The sequence below is a fragment of the Pseudomonas sp. genome (assembly GCF_048269965.1).
Taxonomy (GTDB): domain Bacteria; phylum Pseudomonadota; class Gammaproteobacteria; order Pseudomonadales; family Pseudomonadaceae; genus Aquipseudomonas.
In genome coordinates, this window is sequence record NZ_JBLWTV010000002.1 from 159,680 (window position 1) to 181,766 (window position 22,087).

A 22,087-nucleotide genomic window follows, 5' to 3' on the forward strand; every position below is an offset into this window, starting at 1 on the left:
AGGGAGAAGGGCATCAGTTGGCGGCTGCGCCGCATGTTTAAAGGGCCGCAATACCTGCTTTGGCCACCTGCGCGTCCTGCTCGGCCTTGACCCCGGACACGCCCACGGCACCCACCACCTGGCCGTCCACCAGCACCGGCACGCCACCTTCCAATGAAGTAATCAGCGGCGCGCTGAGGAAGGCGCTGCGCCCGCTATTGACCATGTCCTCGTACCCCTTGGTTTCACGGCGGCCGAGGGCGGCGCTGCGCGCTTTCTCGGTGGCGATGTAGGCGCCGATCGGCGCGCAGCCGTCGAGACGTTCCAGGGCCAGCGGGTGGCCGCCGTCATCGACCACGGCGATGGCCACGGCCCAGCCCTGTTGCTGCGCTTCGCTGCGGGCCGCCTGGAGGATCTGGGCAACTTCGGTCTGGCTGAGTACGGCTTTGTGTTGCATGGCATACCTCGTATTCGTGGTTTCGTAGCCCGGATGCAATCCGGGATTTACGGCGTTCGTTGTCCCGGATTTCATCCGGGCTACGGCGATCAGTGCATGGCCTCCTCGACTATCTCGATCCAGTGCCTAACCGGAGTACGTCCGGCACCGTCCAGATGGGTCTGGCAGCCGATATTGGCGGTGACGATGGCGTCGGGTTTGCCGCTTTCCAGGGCGTTCAGCTTGTTGTCGCGCAACTGCCGCGACAGCTCGGGCTGGGTCAGCGAATAGGTGCCGGCCGAGCCGCAGCACAGGTGGCCATCCGGCACGGCGGTCAGGCCGAAACCGAGGCGCGTCAGCACGCCTTCCACTGCGCCGCCGAGCTTCTGCGCATGCTGCAGGGTGCAGGGGCAATGGAAGGCCAGGCGCTGCTCGGCGCGTACCTGCAGCTTCTCCAGCGCCTCGCTTTGCAGCACCTCGACCAGATCCTTGGCCAATGCGCTGACCCGCGCCGCCTTGGCGGCATAGGCCGGATCGCTGACGAGCAGATGGCCGTAGTCCTTGACGAAGGCGCCGCAGCCGCTGGCGGTCTGCACGATGGCTTCGGCGCCGGCCTCGATGGCCGGCCACCAGGCATCGATGTTCTGCCGCGCACGTTGCAGGCCAGCTTCCTGGGCGTTGAGGTGATAGTCCACGGCGCCGCAGCAACCCGCTTCGCGAATCGGCGTGACGCTGATGCCGAGGCGATCCAGCACGCGCGCGGTGGCGGCGTTGGTGTTGGGCGACAGCCCCGGCTGCACGCAGCCTTCGAGCATCAACACGCGGCGCGTGTGCTGTTGCGTCGGGCGTGGCTTGGCTGGGCGAATCTCGCGCGGCAGCTTGGCCTTGAGCGCGGCCGGCAGCAGCGGGCGCAGGGCCAGGCCGGTCTGGGTCAGCGTCCTGAACAGTGCCGGTCGCGGCACCACGGCGCGCAGGCCCTGACGCAGCAGGCGTTCGTTCAGCGGCCTGGGCACCGCCTGCTCGACCACTTCGCGCCCGATATCCAGCAGGTTGTGGTACTGCACACCGGACGGGCAGGTGGTTTCGCAGTTGCGGCAGGTCAGGCAGCGATCCAGATGCTGCTGGGTCTTGGCCGTGACTTCGTTGCCCTCGAGCATCTGCTTGATCAGATAGATGCGCCCGCGTGGGCCGTCCAGCTCGTCGCCGAGCAACTGATAGGTCGGGCAGGTGGCGTTGCAGAAGCCGCAATGCACGCAGGAGCGCAGGATGCGTTCAGCTTCCTCGGCGCGCGGCAGGCGTTTGGCCTGTTCACTCAAATTGGTCTGCACGTCTTATACCTCGGCGTACATGCGGCCAGGGTTGAAAATACCCTGGGGGTCGAGCTGGTTCTTCAACTGGCGCTGGTAGCGCAGCAGCGGTGCAGCCAGCGGCTGGAAAGGTTGCGCCTGGCCGGCGGCGAAACAGGTGGCATGGCCGCCGAGTTTGGCCGTCACGCGCTGGATCAGCTCGCCATCGGCGTCCGTCTTCAGCCAGCGCTGCGCGCCGCCCCAGTCGATTATCTGGCGACCGGGCAGGTCGAGCAGACCACTGTTGGCCGGTAGCGACAGGCGCCAGAGCGTGCCGCTGACGCTGAAGAACGGCAGGCGCTGTTCGCGCAGCTGATGCCAGTAGGCGTTGTCGATCTCTTCACCACCGAGGCGTTGGCGCGCGGCCTGTACCGAGCCTTCGCCACCTTCCAGGCGCAGGTGCAGCGCCGCGCCGTCGTGGCTGGCCGCGCTGATCGGCAGCGGCTGCTGGCCCCACTCGGCGAGCTTGTTCAGCGCATGCAGGGCGTCCACTTCCAGGCGCAGGCTGAGCACCTGGCGCGGCTTGGGCAGCACCTTGAGCGACACTTCGGCGAGCAGGCCGAGGCAGCCGAAGCTGCCGGCCATCAGGCGCGACAGATCGTAGCCGGCGACGTTCTTCATCACCTCGCCGCCGAAGCGCAGCAGCTTGCCCTGGCCGGAGATCACACGGGTGCCGAGCACCTGGTCGCGCACCGATCCGGCCCAGGGCCGGCGCGGGCCGGACAGCCCCGCAGCGACCATGCCACCGAGGGTGGCGCCATCGCCCAGATGCGGCGGCTCGCACGGCAGCATCTGGTCGTTGGCCTCCAGCGCCGCCTCGATTTCGGTGAGTGGCGTGCCGGCGCGAGCGGTGAGTACCAGCTCGGTAGGGTCGTAGCTGACGATGCCACGGTGCAGGCGGGTATCCAGCACCTCGCCGCTGGTGGCGCGGCCCAGGTGGGCCTTGCTGCCGCTGCCCTGGATGCGCAGCGGCGTGGCGCTGTTGAGCGCGTGGTTGACCTGTTCCAGCAACGCGGCGCTGGCGTCGAAATCATGCGACATCAGAAACGCTCCAGTTCCGGGAAGGGCAGTTGGCCGTGGTGCACGTGCATGGCGCCGAACTCGGCGCAGCGGTGCAGGGTGGGAATGTTCTTGCCCGGGTTGAGCAGGCCGCTCGGGTCGAACGCCGCCTTCACTGCGTGGAACAGGGTGATTTCGTCGCTGTTGAACTGCGCGCACATCTGGTTGATCTTCTCGCGGCCGACGCCGTGCTCGCCGGTGATGCTGCCGCCGACCTTGACGCAGAGTTCGAGGATCTTGCCGCCGATGGCCTCGGCGCGCTCCAGCTCGCCAGGCACGTTGGCATCGAAAAGAATCAACGGGTGCATGTTGCCGTCGCCGGCATGGAACACGTTGGCCACGCGCAGGCCGTACTCTTCGGACAGCTCGGCGATGCCGCGCAGCACACCAGGCAGCTCGCGGCGCGGGATGGTGCCGTCCATGCAGTAGTAATCGGGCGAGATGCGCCCGACCGCCGGGAAGGCGTTCTTGCGCCCGGCCCAGAATTTCACTCGCTCGGCCTCGTCGCGGGCCAGGCGCACTTCGGTGGCGCCGGCCTTTTCCAGCACCTCACGCACCCGCTCGCAGTCGTCGGCCACGTCGGCTTCCACGCCGTCCAGTTCGCACAGCAGGATGGCTTCGGCCTCTACCGGGTAGCCGGCGTGGATGAAGTCCTCGGCGGCGCGGATGGCCAGGTTGTCCATCATCTCCAGGCCACCAGGAATGATGCCGGCAGCGATGATGTCACCGACCGCGCGCCCGGCCTTTTCCACCGAGTCGAAGGCCGCCAGCAGCACCTTGGCCACCTGCGGCTTGGGCAGCAGCTTGACGGTGACCTCGGTGACGATGCCGAGCATGCCCTCGGAGCCGGTGAACAGCGCCAGCAGGTCGAAACCGGGGGCGTCCAGAGCTTCGCTGCCGAGGGTCATGAACTCGCCCTCGACGGTGAGGATGTCGACCTTGAGCAGGTTGTGCACGGTCAGGCCGTACTTCAGGCAGTGCACGCCGCCGGCATTCTCGGCGACGTTGCCGCCGATGGAACAGGCGATCTGCGAGGACGGGTCGGGGGCGTAATACAGGTCGAAGGGCGCGGCGGCCTGGGAAATCGCCAGGTTGCGTACGCCGGGCTGGACCCGGGCGAAGCGACCTTCGCGGTTGATCTCGAGAATCTGGTTGAAGCGCGCCATCACCAGCAGGATGCCCTTTTCCAGCGGCAGTGCGCCGCCGGACAGGCCGGTACCGGCGCCGCGCGCCACCACCGGCACGCCACGGGCGTGGCAGAGCTTGAGTAACTGCTGCACCTGCTCGATGCGCTCGGGCAGCACTACCAGCATCGGCGTGGTGCGGTAGGCGGACAGGCCGTCGCACTCGTAGGGCTTGAGGTCTTCCTGGGTGTGCAGGATGTCGAGGTCGGGCAGGCGCTGGCGCAACTCCGCCAGCAGGGCGGCCTTGTCGACCGTGGGTAGCGCGCCGTCGACGCGCTCGTCGTACAGAATGCTCATGGCAGGCTCAATCGTGGACGTTGTTGTTATTGGCGGTCATGCCGCGACCTTGGGCCGCATGTTTAGGCCGCCAGCATTTTTACGTCCATCCTCTTTGATGCTGGTAGGACCAGTTTCTTTCGTCAGGCTTTCACCATGGATGGGGCTAAGGTCTTATCCGGCGTGGCTTGCCTGTCGGCATCCACAGGGTCTAAGGTGGTCCTTAAAAATTGGTACGACCAGTTCTGCGGAGGTGGCGAATGGACGGGCAACAAGGCGTCGCACGGCGACAGGTCAGCGATGTGGTGGCCGAGCGTATCGAGCGGTTGATCGTGGACGGTGTGCTCAAGGTGGGGCAGCCACTGCCGTCGGAGCGGCGCCTGTGCGAGAAACTGGGTATCTCCCGTTCGGCGCTGCGTGAAGGGCTCAAGGTGCTGCGCGGTCGCGGCATCATCGACACCGCTCAGGGCCGTGATTCGCGGGTGGCCAAGCTCAGCGGCGAGCGCGACGCCAGCCCGCTGATGCACCTGTTCAACTCGCAACCGCGCACTCTGTACGACCTGCTGGAGGTGCGCGGTCTGCTCGAAGGCGAGTCGGCGCGCCTGGCGGCGCTGCGTGGCACCGAGGCGGATTTCGTCCTGCTGACCCGGCGTTACGAAGAGATGCTGGCGGCCCATGCGCAGGAAAATCCGGTCGACCCGCGCGAACATGCGCGTCTCGACCACGCCTTCCACCTGGCCATCTGCGAGGCCTCGCACAACCCGGTGCTGGTGCACACCCTGCAGTCGCTGACCGACCTGATGCTCAGCACCGTGTTCGCCTCGGTGAACAACCTTTACCACCGCCCGGCGCAGAAGCGGCAGATCGACCGTCAGCATTCGCGGCTGTACCACGCGGTGATCGAGCGCTTGCCGGAACAGGCCCAGCGCGCCGCGCGCGACCACATCAACAGCATCCGCGACAACCTGCAGGAGATCGAGCAGGAAGAGCAGCGCCTGGTGCGCGCCACCATGCGCCTGGAAGGCTGGGCGTAGGGCGGGTGAAACCCGGCTGATGGCGGGTGATCGTTCCCACGCTCCGCGTGGAAACGCAGCCCAGACGCTCCGCGTCTGCCGCAATACAGACGCACACCGTGAACTGGCGCAGAGCGCCCATGCAGGGGCTACCACGCGGAGCGTGGGAGCCATCTAGCTAGCAGCGGCGCGTTGGTGCGCATGATCGTTCCCACGCTCCGCGTGGAAACGCAGCTCTAGACGCGCCGCGTCTGCCGCAATACAGACGCACACCGTGAACTGGCGCAGAGCGCCCTCACAGGGGCTACCACGCAGAGCGTGGGAGCCATCCCGCCAGCAGTTGGTGGCGGGTTGCACCCGCCATGCGTGCCGACGCACGGGTGCGCATCGGCGTTACCTGAAGATGCTGGTCACCACTCCTTCTTCCACCACCTGCGCTTCGATCACTTTCTGGCTGCCGAGGTTGCGCACGCGGATCACCTCGCCTTCGCGGCCATTGGCCAGGGCTTCGCCGGTGGCCGACGCGGAGATACCGTCCTGACTGGCGATGATGGTCACCTGCTGGCCGCGACGGATCAGCAGGGGCGCGGAGAGCAGATTCGGCGCGATCAACTGGCCGGCGCGCAGGCGACGCTTGGCGCCCTGGCCGATCACCTCGTCGACGCTGTTATAGAAGCCGCGTGAGGCTCTGCCGACGTTCACTTCCTGCAGTTGCAGCTGTTCGGCGGTGATGGTCTGGCCGCGTTCGATCACGCGGGCGGCATGCACGGCCGGCAGGAACACGCTGGCTTGCACCAGGGCCGTGACGCTCCAGCCGGGCGTATCGGCGCAGCTCAGGTCCAGGCGTTGACGTGACAGGGGAGAGGGATCGTCGCTGCTGACTGTCACGCTCAGCGCCTGGGTACAGGCCGGCAGGCGTTCGGCGCTATTGAGCAGGGTGATATCGAGGCTGTGGCGCTGCCCTTGCCAGGCCTGACGCCTGGCTTCCTCGGTCAGCATCTGCTGCATGTGTGCGGTCACGGCCTGGTCGATCTGGCTGGTGGCATCGGTCTCGCCGTACGCAGCGCTCAGCGGCAGCAGGGCAAGGAGGAAAAACGTCGACACCCAGGCGGAAAAGCCCTTTCCGCTTTTCCTCCAGGCCGCGCTTCGATGCGGAAGGAAGGCGACGTGGAAGTCGTCTCTATGTCTTTTAAATGCCTTTAAAATCAATGTGATACGGCTCTCTACTGGGTTGGGCACGCTTTGTGCTGAAGGCACCTGGGCACAACCTTGGGTTAAGGGTACCGGTAAATGAGTATACGGATTGATGACGTGGTGGGCCTGCATTCGCGAGCGATCGAACTGCGTATGCAGCGCAGCGAAATCCTCGCTGCCAACCTGGCCAACGAAGACACCCCGGGCTTTCTCGCCCGTGACATCGATTTTGCTGGCGAGATGCGGCAGCTCGACTCGCAGCCGGCATTCGCCGCCAGCAGCGCGGATCTCAAGTACCGCGTACCGACCCAGCCGTCGCAGGACGGCAACAGCGTCGAGCTGAGTGTGGAGCAGGCCGCGTTCTCCAAGAACAGCATGGACTTCCAGACCAGCCTGACCTTTCTCAGCATGAAATTCCGTGGCCTGAAACAGGCCATCGAGGGGCGTTGATCATGGCTTTCGACTCCATCTACCGCATCGCCGGCTCGTCGATGAACGCGCAGACCGTGCGCCTCAACACGGTGGCCAGCAACCTGGCCAACGCCGATTCGGCCGCTGCCAGCGCCGAGGACGTGTATCAGGCACGCAAGCCGGTGTTCGCGGCCGTCTACAACAACGACCAGTTGACCCGCAGCGCAGGCATGGGCGGCGCCCATGTGCAGGTGCTCGATGTGGTCACCGCCGGTCGTGAACCGGTGCGCCGCTATGAGCCGGACAATCCCCTGGCCGATGACCAGGGCTACGTGTTCTACGCCGACATCGATCAGATCGAAGAGATGACCGACATGATGTCGGCCACCCGCAGCTTCGAGACCAGCGTCGAAGTGCTCAATCGCCTGAAAAGCATGCAGCAGGGCCTGCTCAAGCTCGGAGAATCCTGATGACCACGGTCAGTAATAACAGCCAGAACAATCCCGCTTACAGCATCGACGAGGCGGTGAAGCAGTCGGTCAACGTCAGCGACGCGACCCAGCTGGAAAACAACTTTCTCACCCTGATGGTCGCGCAGATCCAGAACCAGGACCCGACCAAACCGGTGGACAGCACCGAGTTCCTCAACCAGTTCGCCGCCATGAGCCAGGTCAAGAGCCTGGAAAACATGGCCTCGCTGAGCAAGAGCAACCTGGTGCTGCTGGACAACCTGCAGACCCTCACCGCCGCTGGCCTGGTCGGCCAGGAAGTGAAGGTGGCGACCGAGCAACTGGAGCTGGGTGCGGACAAGGTCAAGGGTGAGATCAACCTGGAGCATGCCGCCGGCACGCTGGCTCTGGTGGTCACCGACAGCAATGGCGTGAAGAAGGAAATCGACCTGGGCAGCCAGGCGCCGGGGCGCGTGCCCTTCGAGCTGGACCCCGAGGCCCTTGGCCTGGCGCCGGGCAGCTACAAGGTCGAGGTCAAGAGCGACAGCGGCGAGTACCCCAAGGTCGAGGTGGCCGGTCGCGTCACCCAGGTGCGCGTCAGCGCCGAAGGCCCGGTGCTGGAAGTCGTCGGCGTTGGCACCGTGCCCTTCTACAACATCACCGAATTCGGCCAGACGCAGACCGCCGGTCTGCTCTGAACCCTCCTACTCGTTCAATTCAAAGGTCCAGTCGCCATGAGTTTCAACATCGCCATGACCGGCCTCAGCGCCGTCAACGAACAGCTCAACACCATCAGCCACAACATCGCCAACGCCGGCACCACCGGCTTCAAGTCCTCGCGCACCGAGTTCGGCAGCATCTACGCCGACAGCCAGGCGATGGGCGTGGAAGTGCTGGCCACCACCCAGAGCATCAGCCAGGGCGGGTCCCTGGTGACCACCGGGCGCAGCCTGGACCTGGCCATCTCCGGCGGTGGCTTCTTCGTCACCCGTGATACCAACGGCGACCTGAGCTACACCCGCGCCGGCGTGTTCGGCGCCGACAAGGACAACAACATCGTCAACGCTGCCGGGCAGACCCTGCAGGGTTATCCAGTGGACGCCGCCGGCAACCTGCTGGTCGGCGCCATGGGCGACCTGCAACTGCAGAACGCCAACCTGCCGGCCCGCGCCACCGACACCCTGGCCTTCGTCATGAACCTGGACTCCAACCAGACCGTGCCGGCCACTGCGCCGTTCGACCCGGCGGACGTGAATACCTACAACTCCACCTACACCACCAAGGTGTTCGACTCCCAGGGCAAGGAACACACCCTGACCCAGTACTTCGTGAAGACTGGCGCCAACACCTGGGATGCCCACTACTACCAGGGCAACACCGCTGTCGGCGGCCCGCAGGCACTGACTTTCGGCACCAACGGCACGCTCACCGCGCCGGTTGGCCCGGTCAACGTCGGCTTCGCCCTGCCGGGCGTCGACCCGATGAACATCGCCATCGACTACAGCAACTCCAGCCAGTACGGCTCCGACTTCGTCGTCACCAGCAACCGCGCCAGCGGCTATGCCGCAGGCGAGCAGACCGGTCTGGCGGTGGAGAAGGACGGCATGGTCTACGCCAACTACAGCAACGGCCAGCGCATGCTCCAGGGCCAGGTGGCGCTGGCCACCTTCGCCAATGCCGGCGGCCTGAAGAACATCAGCGGCACCGCCTGGGTGGAGACCGCCGATTCCGGCGCTGCGCTGATCGGCGTGCCGGGTGTCGGTCCGTTCGGCGAGCTGGTGGCCGGTTCGCTGGAGAACTCCAACGTCGACCTGACCCAGCAACTGGTCGGTTTGATGGAGGGCCAGCGCAACTACCAGGCCAACACCAAGGTGCTGACCACCAACAAGGAACTCACCCAAGTGCTGTTCGGCGCGATCTGAGGCTGACCCATGGACCGTCTCGGTTATACCGCAATGACTGCCGCCAGCCGCACCATGAGCTCGCTCACGGTGCGTGCCAACAACCTGGCCAACGTCAACACGCCCGGTTTTCGTGCCGACCTGGAGCAAGCCCAGGCCGTCGCCGTGGAAGGCTACGGCTACGACAGCCGGCACCTGGTGCGGGTGAAGAACAACGGCGTCAACCTCGCCCCCGGTGAGTTGATGGCGACCGGCCGTGATCTCGACGTGGCGATCCAGGGCCGTGGCCTGTTCACCGTCGAAGGCGATGGCGGTGCCGAGCGCTACACGCGCAACGGCGCGCTGCAGGTCGATGCCGAGCTGCGCCTGACCCTGAACGGCCGCGCCGTGCTGGGCGAGGGCGGCCCCATCGTGTTGCCCGAGTACGACAGCCTGCACATCGGTCGCGACGGCACCGTTTCGGTGATCCCGCGTGGTGACTTCGTCACCGCCGAGGTCGATCGCATCCGCGTGGTGGATGTCGACGCCGCCGACCTGACCAAGGATGCCAGCGGCCTGCTGGCACGCACCGACGGTCAGCCGGCCGAGGACATGGAAACGCCGGTGCTGGTCTCCGGTTACCTGGAGGCGAGCAACGTCGGCGCCATCGATCAGCTGGTGGCGACCATGAGCCTGAACCGCCTGTTCGAGACCCAGGTAAAGATGATGAAGGCCGCCGAGGACCTGTCCGAAGCCGGCAACCGGATGATTCGCGGCAGTTGACGGTTCGTAGGGTGGGCTTCAGCCCACCGGCGCGTTCCGCCATGGTGGGCTGAAGCCCACCCTACCCAATGAAACGAATCGCCGCTCGGCCCACCCTCGGGTGACAGGACACGACTACGTAGCCCGGATGCAATCCGGGAACGATTTCCCCGGATTGCATCCGGGCTACAGGTATAGAGGAGACACGACATGAGTTCCGCACTTTGGGTCAGCAAGACCGGCCTGGCCGCCCAGGACAAGGCCATGAGTGCCGTGGCCAACAACCTGGCCAACGTCAACACCAACGGCTTCAAGAGCGACCGCGTGGTGTTCGAGGACCTGTTCTACGCCATCGAACTGCAGCCAGGCGCGCAGGCCGATGAGGTCAACACCGTGCCTTCGGGCATCCAGCTCGGCAGCGGTGTGCGCGTGGCCGGCACGCAGAAGGTGTTCACCGAAGGCAGTATCCAGACCACCGGCCAGCCGATGGATCTGGCCATCATCGGCGCCGGCTTCTTCCAGGTGGAAGCGCCCAACGGCGACATCTACTACACCGAGAACGGCCAGCTGCAGCTCAATGCCGAAGGCATGATCGTCAACTCCCAGGGCCTGCCGCTGACGCCGGCCATCGAAGTGCCGGCCGGCAGCAGCCGCTTCACCGTGGGCAGCGACGGCATCGTCACCGCCGTGCTGGCCGGCGATACCCTGCCTTCGGAGCTGGGCCAGATCACCCTGGTCAGCTTCACCAATCCGAGTGGCCTCGAAGCGCTCGGCGGCAACCTCTACCGCGAGACCGTGGCCAGCGGCGAGCCGGTCGAAGGCGTGCCTGGTGAAGAAGGTCTGGGCAACCTCAAGCAAGGCGTGCTGGAAGGCTCCAACGTGCAGGTGGTCGAGGCGATGGTGGCGATGATCTCCATCCAGCGCGCCTACGAGGCCAACGCCAAGGTGCTCGACGCCGCGTCGGGCATGCAGCAGTTCCTCAACCAGACCGTGTGATTGCCATGAAGCGCCTGATCCCGCTCGCCCTGCTCCTGACCCTGGGTGGTTGCGCCAGCTTCAACGAGATGCTGCCCGACGAAGACTCGAGCCAGTACGAACCCTTGCAACTGGACTACAGCGTGCCGCCGAGCACCGGTGGCGGGCTGTTTCGCAGTGGCTACAGCGGTTCGCTGACCGGCGACAAGCGTGCGGTGCGGGTCGGCGACATCCTCACCGTGGTGCTCGACGAGTCCACCCAGTCGAGCAAGAGCGCCGGCACCAGCTTCGGCAAGAGTTCGGGCGTGTCCGTCGGTATTCCCACTGTGCTGGGCAAGACCTACGACCGCCTGGAAAGCTCCGCCGAGGCCGAGCGCGACTTCAATGGCTCGGCGCGCAGCTCGCAGCAGAACACCCTGCGCGGCTCCATCGCGGTGACGGTGCACCAGGTGCTGCCCAACGGCACGCTGCTGATCAAGGGCGAGAAGGCCCTGCGTCTGAATCAGGGCGACGAATACATCCGCCTGGTCGGCCTGGTGCGCATGGACGATATCAACCGCGCCAACCAGGTGTCCTCGCAGAACGTAGCCAACGCGCGCATCTCCTACGCCGGGCGCGGCGTGCTCAGTGACAGCAACTCGGCCGGTTGGCTGACGCGCTTCTTCACCAGCCCGCTGTTCCCGCTCTGAGGTCCAGACCATGATCAAACGTATTCTCGTCGCCTGTGTCCTGAGCTGGCCGCTATTGGCCAATGCCGTGCCGCTGATGGACCTGGTGGACATCGAAGGCATTCGCGGCAACCAGTTGATCGGCTATGGCCTGGTGGTGGGCCTCGACGGCACCGGCGACAAGAACCAGGTGCGCTTCACCAGCCAGTCGGTGGCGAACATGATCAAGCAGTTCGGCATCAACCTGCCGCCGAACGTCGACCCCAAGCTGAAGAACGTCGCGGCGGTAACCGTGACCGCAGAAATTCCGCCGTCCTACAGCCCGGGGCAGACCGTGGATATCACCGTCGCCTCGCTGGGCGATGCCAAGAGCCTGCGGGGCGGCCAGTTGCTGATGACCCCGCTGCAGGGCGTCGACGGGGAGACCTATGCCCTGGCCCAGGGCGCCGTCGTCGTCGGCGGCCTGAATGCCTCCGGGCAGAGCGGCTCCAGCGTGGCGATCAACTCCGCCAACAGTGGCCGCGTGCCTAACGGCGCCACCGTCGAGCGCCTGATCCCCAGCGACTTCAGCACCCGCGACGAGGTCATGCTCAACCTGCGCCAGCCCAGCTTCCAGACTGCCGCGCGGGTCGTCGAAGCGGTCAACGGCCGCTTCGGCAGCGGCACCGCCAGCGCCCTGAACTCGACCAAGATTTCCATTCGCGCCCCCATTACCAGCACCCAGCGCATCGGTTTCATGGCCATGCTCGAAGGCCTGGAAGTGGAAGAGGGCCGTGAACGGCCGCGTGTGGTGTTCAACAGCCGCACCGGCACCGTGGTGGTTGGCCAGGGCGTGCGCGTCAAGGCCGCCGCCGTGGCCCATGGCACGCTGACCGTGACCATCAGCGAGAACCCCCAGGTCAGTCAGCCCAATGCCTTCTCCGGCGGTCAGACCGCCGTGGTGCCGCGCTCCGATGTGGCCGTCAGCCAGGACAAGAACGCCATGTTCAAGTGGCCCGACGGCGCCAGCCTGGACAGCATCATCAACACCGTGAACAGCCTCGGCGCCACCCCGGACGATGTCATGAGCATCCTCCAGGCGCTGGAACAGGCCGGTGCCCTCAACGCTGAACTGATCGTGATCTGAGCCATGAGCATCGTATCCCTCGCCCAACACATGAACAGCCACCGTGGCAGCGCCGATGGCATCGGCACCGCCCGTGAGCAGCAGCTGCAGGCCGCGGCCGAGCAGTTCGAGGCGCTGTTCCTGCAGCAGATCCTCAAGCAGATGCGCAAGGCCAGCGACGTGCTCGCCGAAGGCAATCCGATGCGCAGTCGCGAGATGGACACCATGCGCGACTTCTACGACGAGGTGCTGGCCGAGACCCTGGCCGGGCGCAAGCAGACCGGTATCGCCGACATGCTGGTCAAGCAGCTGTCCGGCTCGACGTCCCAGGCGCCGGACCTGGAGGTGGCCGCAGCTGCTGCCCGTTCGGCGGAGCTGCCGCAGCGTTCTTCCAGCAGCCTGCTGGAGCCGCTGCGCGCGACCTGGCAGCGCGGCGTCGATGGGCTGGGCAAGGTCTGGGACAAGGGCTCGGCCGGTTTTCTCGCCCTGGTCGATCGCGTCATCCAGCAGGAGTCTGCCGGTCGTGTCGACGCCGTATCGCCCAAGGGCGCGCGCGGCCTGATGCAGTTGATGCCGGACACCGCGCGGGAGATGGCCGCCGAACTCGGCCTGCCGTTCGATGAGGCGCGCCTGACCTCGGACGCCGACTACAACAAGCGCCTGGGCAGCGCCTACCTGGACAAGATGCTGCAGCGTTACGACGGCCATCAGGCGCTGGCGCTGGCTGCCTATAACGCCGGCCCTGGCCGCGTCGATGAATGGCTGAAGGTCAATGGCGATCCGCGCAGTGGCGAGATCGCTACCGGTGCCTGGATCGAGCGCATTCCCTTCCAGGAAACCCGCGATTACACACGCAAGATTCTCGGCGATCTGGCCAGCCGCGAAACACCGGTCAAGAACGAAGTACAGCAGCAGACCTCGCTCAGCGCGCAGACCCGTCAACAGCTGGCCAGTGCCCTGAGTGCCGACAGTGGCCTGTTGCTCGGTGCTGTCGCCAGCAAGCAGGTATTGCCGCGAGAGGCATTTAAGTCCACCGCAGATTCCGTCGCCCTGTCTTCAGTAACAGCCCAATCCGCTGCCGACGATGCCCGTGCGCCGCGTCTGGCGGCCTTCGCTCAGCCGATGCGCTTCGAGCGTCAGGAGTCCTAAGTCGTGAGCATCCTCAACCAGATCGCCTACAGCGGTGTGCGTGCCAGCCAGGTCGCCCTGGCCACTACCGGGCAGAACATCGCCAACGTCAATACGCCCGGTTTCAGCCGCCTGCAGACCATCACCGGGTCGCTGGCCGGGCAGGGTGGCTTGAGCGTCGGCGGCGGGGTCGAGGTGATCAGCATTCGCCGCATGACCAACGAATTTCACAACCAGCAACTGTGGCGCGCGACCACCGAGGAGAACTTCTACGGCGCCTCGCAGCAGTACCTGACCGCGCTGGAAGCGTTGATGTCCGGCACCGGTTCGAGCATCAGCGCCGGCCTCGACCAGTTCTTCGCCGCGCTCAGTGAAGCCAGTGCCACGCCGGGCTCCATTGCCTTGCGTCAGCAGATCATCAGTGAGGCCGGCAACCTGGCGCAGCGTTTCAATGGCCTGAGCAGCAACATCGATGCGCAGGTCAAGGCGCTGCAGGAGCAGCGCACCGCCATGGCCACCGAGATCAACGGCCTGACCGAGAACATCGCGCTGCTGAACAAGAAGATCGTCGAGACCGAGTCGGTCAAGGGTGACAGCACCGCACTGCGTGATCACCGTGAAAGCCTGATCGGCGAACTCAGCCAGTTCGCCAAGCTGCGCGTCAACGAGACCCCGGACGGCTCGGTCAGCGTCGCCCTGGCCAACGGTCAGCCGCTGGTGGCCGGTCCGACCGCCGGCCAGCTCAAGGTGGCGATGACCGCCACGGGGGAGCAGGAAGTCAGCCTGGCCTTCGCCGGCACCAGCTTCCCGCTGCGGCAGGATGGTTTCGGCGGTGCGTTCGGCGGCCTGTATGACGTCGAGTACAGCAGCCTGCGGCCGAACCTGGACGCCCTGCACGACATGGCCGGGCAACTGGCGCAGATGGTCAACGACGTGCTCGCCACCGGCTTCGATCTCAACGGCAACCCCGGCCAGCCGCTGTTCGTCTATGACCCCGCCAGCACCACCGCCTTGCTGCGTATCGAGCCGCTGACCGCCGAACAGCTGGCGTTCTCTTCGGTGGCGGGGGAGACCGGCAACAACGAAGTGCTGCTGGATCTGCTCGACCTGAAGAACCAGACCATCACCCTGGGCGGCAGCCAGGTCACCCTCAACGATGCCTACGCGGGCCTGCTTGGCCAGGTTGCGAGCGACAGTCGGCAGAATCAGGCTGATTTCAAGTCCGCCACTGCCGTGACCCAGCAGGCGCAGTCGCAGCGCGACAGCGTCAGCGCCGTGAGCCTGGACGAGGAGGCGGTCAACCTGATGACCTACCAGCAGGCCTACCAGGCCAACATGAAGGTGATCAACACCGCCAACCAGTTGTTCGACGACATGCTTGCCGCGTTCTGAAGCGGCTTTTAGAGAGATTCAGCCATGATGCGCATCACCAATTCGCAGATCACCTCGCTGATGCACAACTCGATGAACAGCAGTTCCGCCGAGCTGGGCAAGCTGATGCAGCAGATGGCCACCGGCAAGCGCATCCTGCTGCCGTCCGACGACCCCATCGCCAGCGTGCGCGTGCTGCGTGTCGAGCGTGAGGAAGCGAGCCTGGAGCAGTTCCGCAAGAACATCGCCAACGTCTCCGGCAGCCTCTCGACTCAGGAAGCCAACCTCAAGTCCACTTCCGACGCGATGCTCAACGTGCGCGATCTGCTGCTGTGGGCGGCCAACGGCTCCAACACCAGCGAAGACCTGGCTGCCATGGCCGGTGAGCTGTCGATTATCGAAGACACCATCTTCAGCTTCGCCAACGTGCGGGACGAGGAGGGGCGCTATCTGTTCTCCGGCACCCTCAGTGACACCCCGGCACTGGGCTTCGATGCGGCCACCCAGACCTACAGCATCACCGGCAACGACAAGCACCGTCAGGCCGCCGTGGCCAACGGCGTGCTGGTCGACGAGAACGTCACGGCGGCCAGCGTCTTCGGCGCCGGAGTGGGCATGCTCAACGAGCTGCGTGGTCTGATCAACACCCTGCAGGACCCGGCGCTGGACGCCACCGATCCGGCCGTGCGCCAGCAGATCACCGACACCCTCGGCGCCCTGGATGATGCTCATGGGCGTGTCATGGGCTCGATCACCGACCTCGGTGGCCGGCAGAACGCACTGACCCTTCTGACTGACAGCAACGAGGACGTGTCGCTGGTCAACCAGAAGATCGAAGGCGAGCTGTCGCAGCTGGACTATGCCGGCGCCACGATCGACCTGAACAACTACCAGCTGGCGCTCGGCGCGACGCAGAAGACTTATCTGAAGATCAACGAGATGTCGTTGTTCAGCCTGCTGTAAGGAGCCTGCGGTGATCAAGGTCGATACACAGCTCCCGGTCGTCACGGCGCTCGATCCGCAGGCCCGTCGCCCGGTACAGGGCGAGCAGCCCGTGCAGCGCCAGCGCAAGCAGTTGCCCGCTGAGCCTGCGTCACCGCCGCGTGGCAAGAGCGCCACGTTCAATCTGCAGCTCAACCAGCAGTTGACCTCGATGCAGGCGGCCGACAGTTACCTCGGCGAACTGGCCGGGCGACTCGGTCAGCTCAAGCTCAGTCTCAGCCGCGAGCTGAGCAATGCCCAGGCCGGTGAGCGCGACGGCATCAAGCGTGAGCTGGAACAGGTACGCAAACTGCTCGCCGAACGCAGCCAGCGCTCCGGCGAGGCGCTCGATGCCAGCTTCAAGTTGCGTCTCAGCGAGCCGGTGCGCAGCCGCTTCAGCCTGCAAGGGCTGGACTCCATCGCTGCGGTGCAGCAGGCCGGCAAGGAAACCCTGCTGTTCAGCGCCGGGCGCAAGCTGGCCGAGCCGCTGGCGGTGGTGCTCGACGAGGGCCTGAGCGAGCAACAGATTCTCCGTCGTTTCAACGCCGGCCTCGGTCCGGCAGGCATCCGCGCTGAAGTCGATAATGGCGGGGCGCTGAAATTCAGCGCCCGCGAGAGTGAATGGCAGCAGCTCAAGGGCGAGCTGCGCGTGCAGGGTGAAGGCAAGCTGGCGAGCCAGGCTCAAGCAGCCGTGGTCAGCCACGAGGAGCAGATGCTGCGCCTGCCCGAGGCGGCGCGCCTCGATGGTGCCCGCGAACTGCGCCGGGCACTGGACGAAGTGGTGGCGGCGCTGGACCGGATCGGCACGCTGCGTGAGCAACTCAGCCACCGTCAGGAAGAAATTCGCGAGTTTCTCGCCCGTCATGCCGATCACAACGAGCGTGAATGGGCCAAGGAGTTTGCCGGTGAAGTGTTCAGCCTGATGCGTCGCAGCCCCAGCAGCTACGCGGCAGTCACCCAGACTGTGGTAGCCCAGTCCAATATCAGCCGTTCCAGCGTGGTCAGCCTGTTGTCCTGATCGCTAGCCTCTCCTCAGCCGTCGGTCGCCCTCCCCCTTTTTTGGCGACTGGCGGCTTTTTTGATTCCCGAGCGGCTGGTCACTGGGCGCAGGCATTTTTGCTGCAGGGTTGTTGGCTTTCAGGAAAAGGACATCCGGCCCGATGCCGGTCAGCTGATTTGACCATTGATCCGCTTTTTGACTGGTCGCACAGAAATGATGGCGTTTTAACAGCTATCATCGCCCCCTCTCCGCAGTGTGTGGGCCCGGCGCCCGTCCTATCTGCCCTCTCGCATTCCAATAAAAACCCCGCATTCAAAGGGTTCAACCCGTTCCGGTGGCTTGTGCTTCCGGTGCATTGCCTTGTTCTCGAATTTTGGAGTACCGACGTGTTGAAGAAGTACCTGACTCTCCTCCTGCTTGCCTGCACCGCGCTGGTCAGCGTGCCCAGCCTGGCGCAGTTGAGCGATTCCGAAGCCATGAACATGGCCGGTCTGCAGCGCTCGCTGACCCAGCGCATGGCCAAGAACTACCTGATGGTCGGTGCCGATGTGCGCGTGGATGCCGCCCAGCGCCAGCTGCAGGAAACCATCCAGCGTTTCGATGCCAGCCACAAAGCGCTTACCGAATATGCCCCTAACGCCGAGATCAAGGCCGCGCTGGCCAGGATCGACGGCACCTGGGCCACCTACCGTCAGCAGCTGGAAGCCCAACCGGAGCAGGCCAAGGCCGCCCAGATGCTCGCCACCAGTGAGGAACTGCTGCAGCAGACGCAGACCGTCAGTGCTCTGATGGGCAAACACCTGGGCGCCATGGGCGCATCGGTACACCGCACCGGCTGGGCGCGCGTACAGACCCAGCGCATCGCCATGCTTTACATGGCCAAGTCCTGGCACGTGCAGGCGCCAGAACTGGACGCCAAGCTGGACACCGCCGTGAGTGACTTCGAAACCATCCTCAAGGAGCTGGAAGCCCGGGGTACGCCGAACGAGGAAATCGCCAACACCCAGCGTCGCGCTCGCGCCAACTGGAGCTTCACCCTCAAGGGCATCGACCTGCACGCCAACGAGGGCTTCGTCGGGACTGCCATCACCATCAGCACTGATTCGTTGTTCCGCCATCTCAACGAGCTGACCCGCCTGTACGCGGGCCTGCAGGCCAAAGAGGCCTGATAGCCATTCGCCAGTTCGTCACCTTGGCGACCCGCTTTTGCGCTATAAACAAGCGTTAGTCGGGCAGAGGTGACGGGCATGAGCGAAGCAACTGATCAGGCGGTGTACAAGACCCTGCTGGAGTCCACCCGGGCGATTCCCTGGAAGATCGACTGGAAGACCATGACCTTCGCCTACATCGGCCCGCAGATCGAGACGCTGTTGGGCTGGTCGCAGGCCAGTTGGGTCAGCGCCGAGGACTGGGCGACGCGCATGCACCCGGACGACCGCGAGAAGGTGGTGGAGTTCTGCATCGCGCAGTCGCAGAACGGCGTCGATCATGAGGCCGACTACCGCGCGCTGACCGCCGCCGGCGATTACCTGTGGATTCGCGACGTGGTGCACGTGGTGCGCGACGATAACGGCGAGGTGGATTCGCTGATCGGCTTCATGTTCGACATCAGCGAGCGCAAGAAGACCGAAGAGCAGCTGCTGACCCTGCAGAAGCAGCTGGAGGAATACTCCTACAAGGACGGTCTCACCGGCGTGGCCAACCGGCGCATGTTCGACAGCGTGCTGGCCACCGAATGGGCCAATGCCCAGCGCACCCAGCAGCCGCTGTCGCTGATCCTGCTGGATATCGATCACTTCAAGCAGTTCAACGACCACTACGGCCACCTCCAGGGCGACGACTGCCTGAAGAGCGTTGGCCAGGCACTGAGTCGCGCGGCCAGCCGGCCACGGGATTTCGTCGGCCGCTTCGGTGGCGAGGAGTTCGTCCTGGTGCTGCCGGAGACCGACGAGGCCGCCGCCCGCCATATCGCCGAGCGCTGCCGCCAGCAGGTGCGCCAGCAGCGCATTGCTCACGAGCGCTCTGCGGTGTCGTCCCTGCTCACCATCAGCCTCGGTGTCGGCACTATCGTGCCGGGCGCTCACGATCGCCCGCTGGATTTTCTCAACAGCATCGACAAGCTGCTCTACCAGGCCAAGCAACGCGGTCGTGACCGGCTTGAAGTAGCCAGAATGCCTGCTCGCTCGCAGCTGGATGGTGCCGCTGACGCCCGCGCTTGAGCAATCGTTAACCTGGGCGTAACGATAGCGCGAGCTGCTTGATTGATGACCACAGGGTCACGCTCCTAATGTGCCTCCACGACAGCGGAACTCGTGGAGTCTTCAATGACAACAACAATATCCCCACCGCCGCAGTGGTCGCGTCGTCGCGCTGAAAAAGCCCGGCGACTCGATCAGGTGCGCAACCTCGCCGATGGCGTGGTCCTGCCCAGCGACAAGATAGTCACTGCACTTGAGGCACTGATTGCCCCCGGTGATCGCGTGGTGCTCGAGGGCAACAATCAAAAACAGGCGGATTTTCTTTCCCGCTCGCTGGCCAAGGCCGATCCCGGCCGTCTGCACGACCTGCACATGATCATGCCCAGCGTCAGTCGCGCCGAGCACTTGGACCTGTTCGAGCGCGGCATCGCCCGCAAGCTCGACTTCTCCTTCGCCGGGCCGCAAAGCCTGCGCATCGGCCAACTGCTCGAAGACGGGCAGATGGAAGTCGGCGCCATTCACACCTATATCGAGTTGTATTCGCGCCTGCTGGTGGACCTGATCCCCAACGTCGCACTGGTCGCGGGCTTCCAGGCCGATCGTCACGGCAACATCTACACCGGCCCGAGCACCGAGGACACCCCGGCGCTGGTCGAGCCCACGGCCTTCTCCGACGGCATCGTGATCTTCCAGGTCAACGAGATCGTCGACGAGCTGCCACGCGTGGACATTCCCGCGTCCTGGGTCGACTTCGTGGTGGTGGCCGACAAGCCCTTCTACATCGAACCGCTGTTCACCCGCGACCCGCGCCATATCAAGCCGGTGCACGTGCTGATGGCGATGATGGCGATTCGCGGCATCTATGAAAAACACAAGGTGCAGTCGCTCAACCATGGCATCGGCTTCAACACCGCCGCCATCGAACTGATCCTGCCGACCTACGGCGAATCGCTGGGCCTGAAAGGCAAGATCTGCCGCAACTGGACGCTCAACCCGCACCCGACGCTGATCCCGGCCATCGAGACCGGCTGGGTCGAGAGCGTGCACTGCTTCGGCACCGAGCTGGGCATGGAGGGCTACATCGCCCAGCGCCCGGACGTGTTCTTCACCGGCCGCGATGGCTCGATGCGTTCCAACCGCATGATGTGCCAGCTGGCCGGGCAGTACGCGGTCGACCTGTTCATCGGCGCCACCCTGCAGGTGGACGGCGAGGGCCATTCCTCCACCGTCACCCGTGGTCGTTTGGCCGGTTTCGGCGGTGCGCCGAACATGGGCCATGACCCGCGCGGTCGCCGTCACTCGACACCTGCCTGGCTGGACATGCGCCCGGCCGACAGCGACGCGCCGCTGCTCGAGCGCGGCAAGAAGCTGGTGGTGCAGATGGTCGAGACCTTCCAGGAAGGCGGCAAACCCACCTTCGTCGAGCAACTCGATGCCGTCGACATGGCTAAGAAGGTCGGCATGCCGCTGGCGCCGATCATGATCTACGGCGATGACGTCACCCACCTGCTCACCGAGGAAGGCATCGCCTACCTGTATAAGGCGCGCACCCTGGAAGAGCGCCAGGCGATGATCGCGGCGGTGGCCGGCGTCACCGCCATCGGCCTGCGCCATGACCCGAAAGACACCGCGCGCATGCGCCGCGAAGGGCTGATCGCCCTGCCCGAGGATCTCGGCATCCGCCGCACCGATGCCAGCCGCGAACTGCTCGCGGCCAAGAGCATCGCCGAGCTGGTCGAGTGGTCGGGCGGCCTGTACAACCCGCCCGCCAAGTTCAGGAGCTGGTGATGAATGCACTCACTGCACTTCAGCCGCAGCTATCGCTGTCGTTGGGCGATTGGCTGGCGGATTTAGCCGTCGACGCGCTGATCGACGAGGCCGACCTGTCGCCCAAGCCGGGCCTGGTCGACCGTCGCGGCAGCGGCGCCCACACGGATTTGCACCTGGGCCTGATGCACGCCTCGGCGCTGGCCTTGTGGCCGAGTTTCAAGGCCATGGCCGAGGCCGCGCAGCAACGCGGCGAGATCGACCAGACGCTGCGTGAAGACGTCGGCCGCATCGGCCGCGAAGGCGAGGTGGAGATGCTGCGCGTCACCGGCGGCGTCAACACTCACCGTGGCGCGATCTGGGCGCTGGGGCTGCTCGCAGCCGCAGCCGCGCTGGATCCCCGTGAGCCGGCGCCAGCGCAGGTCGCCCTGCGCGCCGCACGCCTGGCGCTGCTCAATGACCGCGCCGCGCCGCTCAGCGGCGACAGCCATGGCGCGCAGGTGTGCCGTCTGTACGGCGTGCATGGCGCTCGTGAGGAGGCGCAGCTTGGCTTCCCTGCGGTGATCCGACAGGCCCTGCCGCAACTGGCGCGCAGCCGAGCCGCCGGGGCAGGCGAGCAGAACGCCCGCCTCGATGCGCTGCTGGCGATCATGACCCAGCTGGCCGACACCTGTGTGCTCTACCGCGCCGGCATGGCCGGGCTGAGCTGCATGCAGAGCGGTGCCCGCGCGGTGCTCGCCGCTGGCGGTTGCGCCAGCCTCGACGGACGTCGCCTGCTGCGTGACCTCGAACGCGACATGTTGCGCCTGCGCGCCTCGCCTGGCGGCGCTGCCGATCTGCTCGCCGCCACCCTGTTCCTCGACCGCCTGCAGCATGGCCTGCCGGCGCCGCTTGGGAGTCTGTGA

The 22,087-nt window shown here is 65.5% G+C and carries 22 protein-coding genes; 17 read left to right on the forward strand and 5 right to left on the reverse strand.

Translation table 11 applies throughout. From position 1 onward, the window contains the following. Positions 1 to 37 precede the first annotated feature (37 nt). From ACN0X6_RS03060 to glcD, 4 genes are all read right to left on the reverse strand, one after another. The gene (locus ACN0X6_RS03060) at positions 38 to 436 is read right to left on the reverse strand and encodes a heme-binding protein (protein WP_417702014.1); all 399 of its coding nucleotides are present in this window, start codon (positions 434 to 436) and stop codon (positions 38 to 40) included. An 89-nt stretch (positions 437 to 525) separates the two neighbouring features. Further along, positions 526 to 1,743, reverse strand: coding sequence for a glycolate oxidase subunit GlcF (glcF, locus tag ACN0X6_RS03065; RefSeq protein WP_417702016.1), 1,218 nt, complete (start codon positions 1,741 to 1,743; stop codon positions 526 to 528). 3 nt (positions 1,744 to 1,746) lie between these two features. Further along, the gene (glcE, locus tag ACN0X6_RS03070; protein ID WP_417702018.1) at positions 1,747 to 2,802 is read right to left on the reverse strand and encodes a glycolate oxidase subunit GlcE; all 1,056 of its coding nucleotides are present in this window, start codon (positions 2,800 to 2,802) and stop codon (positions 1,747 to 1,749) included. After that, positions 2,802 to 4,301 (reverse strand): glycolate oxidase subunit GlcD, encoded by a 1,500-nt coding sequence (glcD, locus tag ACN0X6_RS03075; RefSeq protein ID WP_160016935.1) that lies wholly within the window; start codon positions 4,299 to 4,301, stop codon positions 2,802 to 2,804. Before glcD ends, glcE begins: the two co-directional genes overlap by 1 nt. 239 nt (positions 4,302 to 4,540) lie before the next feature. Here glcD and glcC point away from each other — a divergent pair, with 239 nt between their 5' ends. Beyond that, entirely contained in the window at positions 4,541 to 5,314 is a 774-nt protein-coding gene (gene glcC, locus ACN0X6_RS03080) for a transcriptional regulator GlcC (protein ID WP_072423634.1), read from the forward strand. 372 nt (positions 5,315 to 5,686) lie between these two features. Here the strand turns inward: glcC and flgA are convergent, their stop codons facing one another. Further along, positions 5,687 to 6,397 carry a flagellar basal body P-ring formation chaperone FlgA gene (flgA, locus tag ACN0X6_RS03085; protein ID WP_417702020.1) on the reverse strand — a complete coding sequence of 237 codons (711 nt, stop codon included), beginning with the start codon at positions 6,395 to 6,397 and terminating at the stop codon, positions 5,687 to 5,689. Positions 6,398 to 6,583: 186 nt separating this feature from the next. Here flgA and flgB point away from each other — a divergent pair, with 186 nt between their 5' ends. The 16 genes from flgB (at position 6,584) to ACN0X6_RS03165 (ending at position 22,087) form a co-directional block, all read left to right on the forward strand. After that, positions 6,584 to 6,937, forward strand: coding sequence for a flagellar basal body rod protein FlgB (gene flgB, locus ACN0X6_RS03090; protein WP_160016934.1), 354 nt, complete (start codon positions 6,584 to 6,586; stop codon positions 6,935 to 6,937). 2 nt (positions 6,938 to 6,939) lie between these two features. Further along, positions 6,940 to 7,368 carry a flagellar basal body rod protein FlgC gene (gene flgC, locus ACN0X6_RS03095; RefSeq protein WP_160016933.1) on the forward strand — a complete coding sequence of 143 codons (429 nt, stop codon included), beginning with the start codon at positions 6,940 to 6,942 and terminating at the stop codon, positions 7,366 to 7,368. Beyond that, positions 7,368 to 8,045: a flagellar hook assembly protein FlgD gene (gene flgD, locus ACN0X6_RS03100; RefSeq protein WP_417702023.1), complete on the forward strand. Its 678-nt coding sequence runs from the start codon at positions 7,368 to 7,370 to the stop codon at positions 8,043 to 8,045. The genes flgC and flgD overlap by 1 nt, the downstream gene beginning before the upstream one ends. Positions 8,046 to 8,081: 36 nt before the next feature. Next, positions 8,082 to 9,269, forward strand: a complete 1,188-nt coding sequence (gene flgE / locus ACN0X6_RS03105; RefSeq protein WP_160016931.1) for a flagellar hook protein FlgE — start codon at positions 8,082 to 8,084, stop codon at positions 9,267 to 9,269. Positions 9,270 to 9,278: 9 nt separating this feature from the next. Then, positions 9,279 to 10,010, forward strand: a complete 732-nt coding sequence (locus ACN0X6_RS03110) for a flagellar basal body rod protein FlgF (RefSeq protein WP_160016930.1) — start codon at positions 9,279 to 9,281, stop codon at positions 10,008 to 10,010. Positions 10,011 to 10,199: 189 nt separating this feature from the next. Beyond that, the gene (gene flgG / locus ACN0X6_RS03115; protein ID WP_072423629.1) at positions 10,200 to 10,985 is read left to right on the forward strand and encodes a flagellar basal-body rod protein FlgG; all 786 of its coding nucleotides are present in this window, start codon (positions 10,200 to 10,202) and stop codon (positions 10,983 to 10,985) included. Between the two features lie 5 nt (positions 10,986 to 10,990). Further along, entirely contained in the window at positions 10,991 to 11,653 is a 663-nt protein-coding gene (gene flgH, locus ACN0X6_RS03120; RefSeq protein ID WP_417702024.1) for a flagellar basal body L-ring protein FlgH, read from the forward strand. Positions 11,654 to 11,663: 10 nt separating this feature from the next. Then, positions 11,664 to 12,758 carry a flagellar basal body P-ring protein FlgI gene (locus ACN0X6_RS03125; protein WP_417702026.1) on the forward strand — a complete coding sequence of 365 codons (1,095 nt, stop codon included), beginning with the start codon at positions 11,664 to 11,666 and terminating at the stop codon, positions 12,756 to 12,758. 3 nt (positions 12,759 to 12,761) lie between these two features. Continuing rightward, positions 12,762 to 13,886, forward strand: a complete 1,125-nt coding sequence (locus ACN0X6_RS03130) for a transglycosylase SLT domain-containing protein (RefSeq protein WP_417702028.1) — start codon at positions 12,762 to 12,764, stop codon at positions 13,884 to 13,886. A gap of 3 nt (positions 13,887 to 13,889) precedes the next feature. Beyond that, complete coding sequence (gene flgK / locus ACN0X6_RS03135) at positions 13,890 to 15,257, forward strand: flagellar hook-associated protein FlgK (RefSeq protein ID WP_417702030.1); 1,368 nt, start codon at positions 13,890 to 13,892, stop codon at positions 15,255 to 15,257. Positions 15,258 to 15,281: 24 nt separating this feature from the next. After that, positions 15,282 to 16,199, forward strand: a complete 918-nt coding sequence (flgL, locus tag ACN0X6_RS03140) for a flagellar hook-associated protein FlgL (protein WP_196474207.1) — start codon at positions 15,282 to 15,284, stop codon at positions 16,197 to 16,199. A 13-nt stretch (positions 16,200 to 16,212) separates the two neighbouring features. After that, positions 16,213 to 17,235, forward strand: coding sequence for a hypothetical protein (locus tag ACN0X6_RS03145; protein ID WP_417702331.1), 1,023 nt, complete (start codon positions 16,213 to 16,215; stop codon positions 17,233 to 17,235). A gap of 368 nt (positions 17,236 to 17,603) precedes the next feature. Beyond that, a complete protein-coding gene (locus ACN0X6_RS03150; RefSeq protein ID WP_417702032.1) occupies positions 17,604 to 18,386 on the forward strand; it encodes a type IV pili methyl-accepting chemotaxis transducer N-terminal domain-containing protein in 783 nt (260 codons plus the stop codon). 78 nt (positions 18,387 to 18,464) lie between these two features. Next, positions 18,465 to 19,436: a sensor domain-containing diguanylate cyclase gene (locus ACN0X6_RS03155; protein WP_417702033.1), complete on the forward strand. Its 972-nt coding sequence runs from the start codon at positions 18,465 to 18,467 to the stop codon at positions 19,434 to 19,436. Positions 19,437 to 19,541: 105 nt separating this feature from the next. Continuing rightward, positions 19,542 to 21,203 (forward strand): malonate decarboxylase subunit alpha, encoded by a 1,662-nt coding sequence (gene mdcA / locus ACN0X6_RS03160; protein ID WP_417702035.1) that lies wholly within the window; start codon positions 19,542 to 19,544, stop codon positions 21,201 to 21,203. Further along, positions 21,203 to 22,087 (forward strand): triphosphoribosyl-dephospho-CoA synthase, encoded by an 885-nt coding sequence (locus ACN0X6_RS03165; protein WP_417702036.1) that lies wholly within the window; start codon positions 21,203 to 21,205, stop codon positions 22,085 to 22,087. The genes mdcA and ACN0X6_RS03165 overlap by 1 nt, the downstream gene beginning before the upstream one ends.

Coding starts and splice junctions, on each gene's coding strand:
- ACN0X6_RS03060 (WP_417702014.1), bottom strand. CDS start 436: ATGCAACACAAAGCCGTACTCAGCCAGACCGAAGTTGCCCAGATCCTC.
- glcE (WP_417702018.1), bottom strand. CDS start 2,802: ATGTCGCATGATTTCGACGCCAGCGCCGCGTTGCTGGAACAGGTCAAC.
- glcD (WP_160016935.1), bottom strand. CDS start 4,301: ATGAGCATTCTGTACGACGAGCGCGTCGACGGCGCGCTACCCACGGTC.
- glcC (WP_072423634.1), top strand. CDS start 4,541: ATGGACGGGCAACAAGGCGTCGCACGGCGACAGGTCAGCGATGTGGTG.
- flgB (WP_160016934.1), top strand. CDS start 6,584: ATGAGTATACGGATTGATGACGTGGTGGGCCTGCATTCGCGAGCGATC.
- flgC (WP_160016933.1), top strand. CDS start 6,940: ATGGCTTTCGACTCCATCTACCGCATCGCCGGCTCGTCGATGAACGCG.
- flgD (WP_417702023.1), top strand. CDS start 7,368: ATGACCACGGTCAGTAATAACAGCCAGAACAATCCCGCTTACAGCATC.
- flgE (WP_160016931.1), top strand. CDS start 8,082: ATGAGTTTCAACATCGCCATGACCGGCCTCAGCGCCGTCAACGAACAG.
- ACN0X6_RS03110 (WP_160016930.1), top strand. CDS start 9,279: ATGGACCGTCTCGGTTATACCGCAATGACTGCCGCCAGCCGCACCATG.
- flgG (WP_072423629.1), top strand. CDS start 10,200: ATGAGTTCCGCACTTTGGGTCAGCAAGACCGGCCTGGCCGCCCAGGAC.
- flgH (WP_417702024.1), top strand. CDS start 10,991: ATGAAGCGCCTGATCCCGCTCGCCCTGCTCCTGACCCTGGGTGGTTGC.
- ACN0X6_RS03125 (WP_417702026.1), top strand. CDS start 11,664: ATGATCAAACGTATTCTCGTCGCCTGTGTCCTGAGCTGGCCGCTATTG.
- ACN0X6_RS03130 (WP_417702028.1), top strand. CDS start 12,762: ATGAGCATCGTATCCCTCGCCCAACACATGAACAGCCACCGTGGCAGC.
- flgL (WP_196474207.1), top strand. CDS start 15,282: ATGATGCGCATCACCAATTCGCAGATCACCTCGCTGATGCACAACTCG.
- ACN0X6_RS03155 (WP_417702033.1), top strand. CDS start 18,465: ATGAGCGAAGCAACTGATCAGGCGGTGTACAAGACCCTGCTGGAGTCC.
- mdcA (WP_417702035.1), top strand. CDS start 19,542: ATGACAACAACAATATCCCCACCGCCGCAGTGGTCGCGTCGTCGCGCT.
- ACN0X6_RS03165 (WP_417702036.1), top strand. CDS start 21,203: ATGAATGCACTCACTGCACTTCAGCCGCAGCTATCGCTGTCGTTGGGC.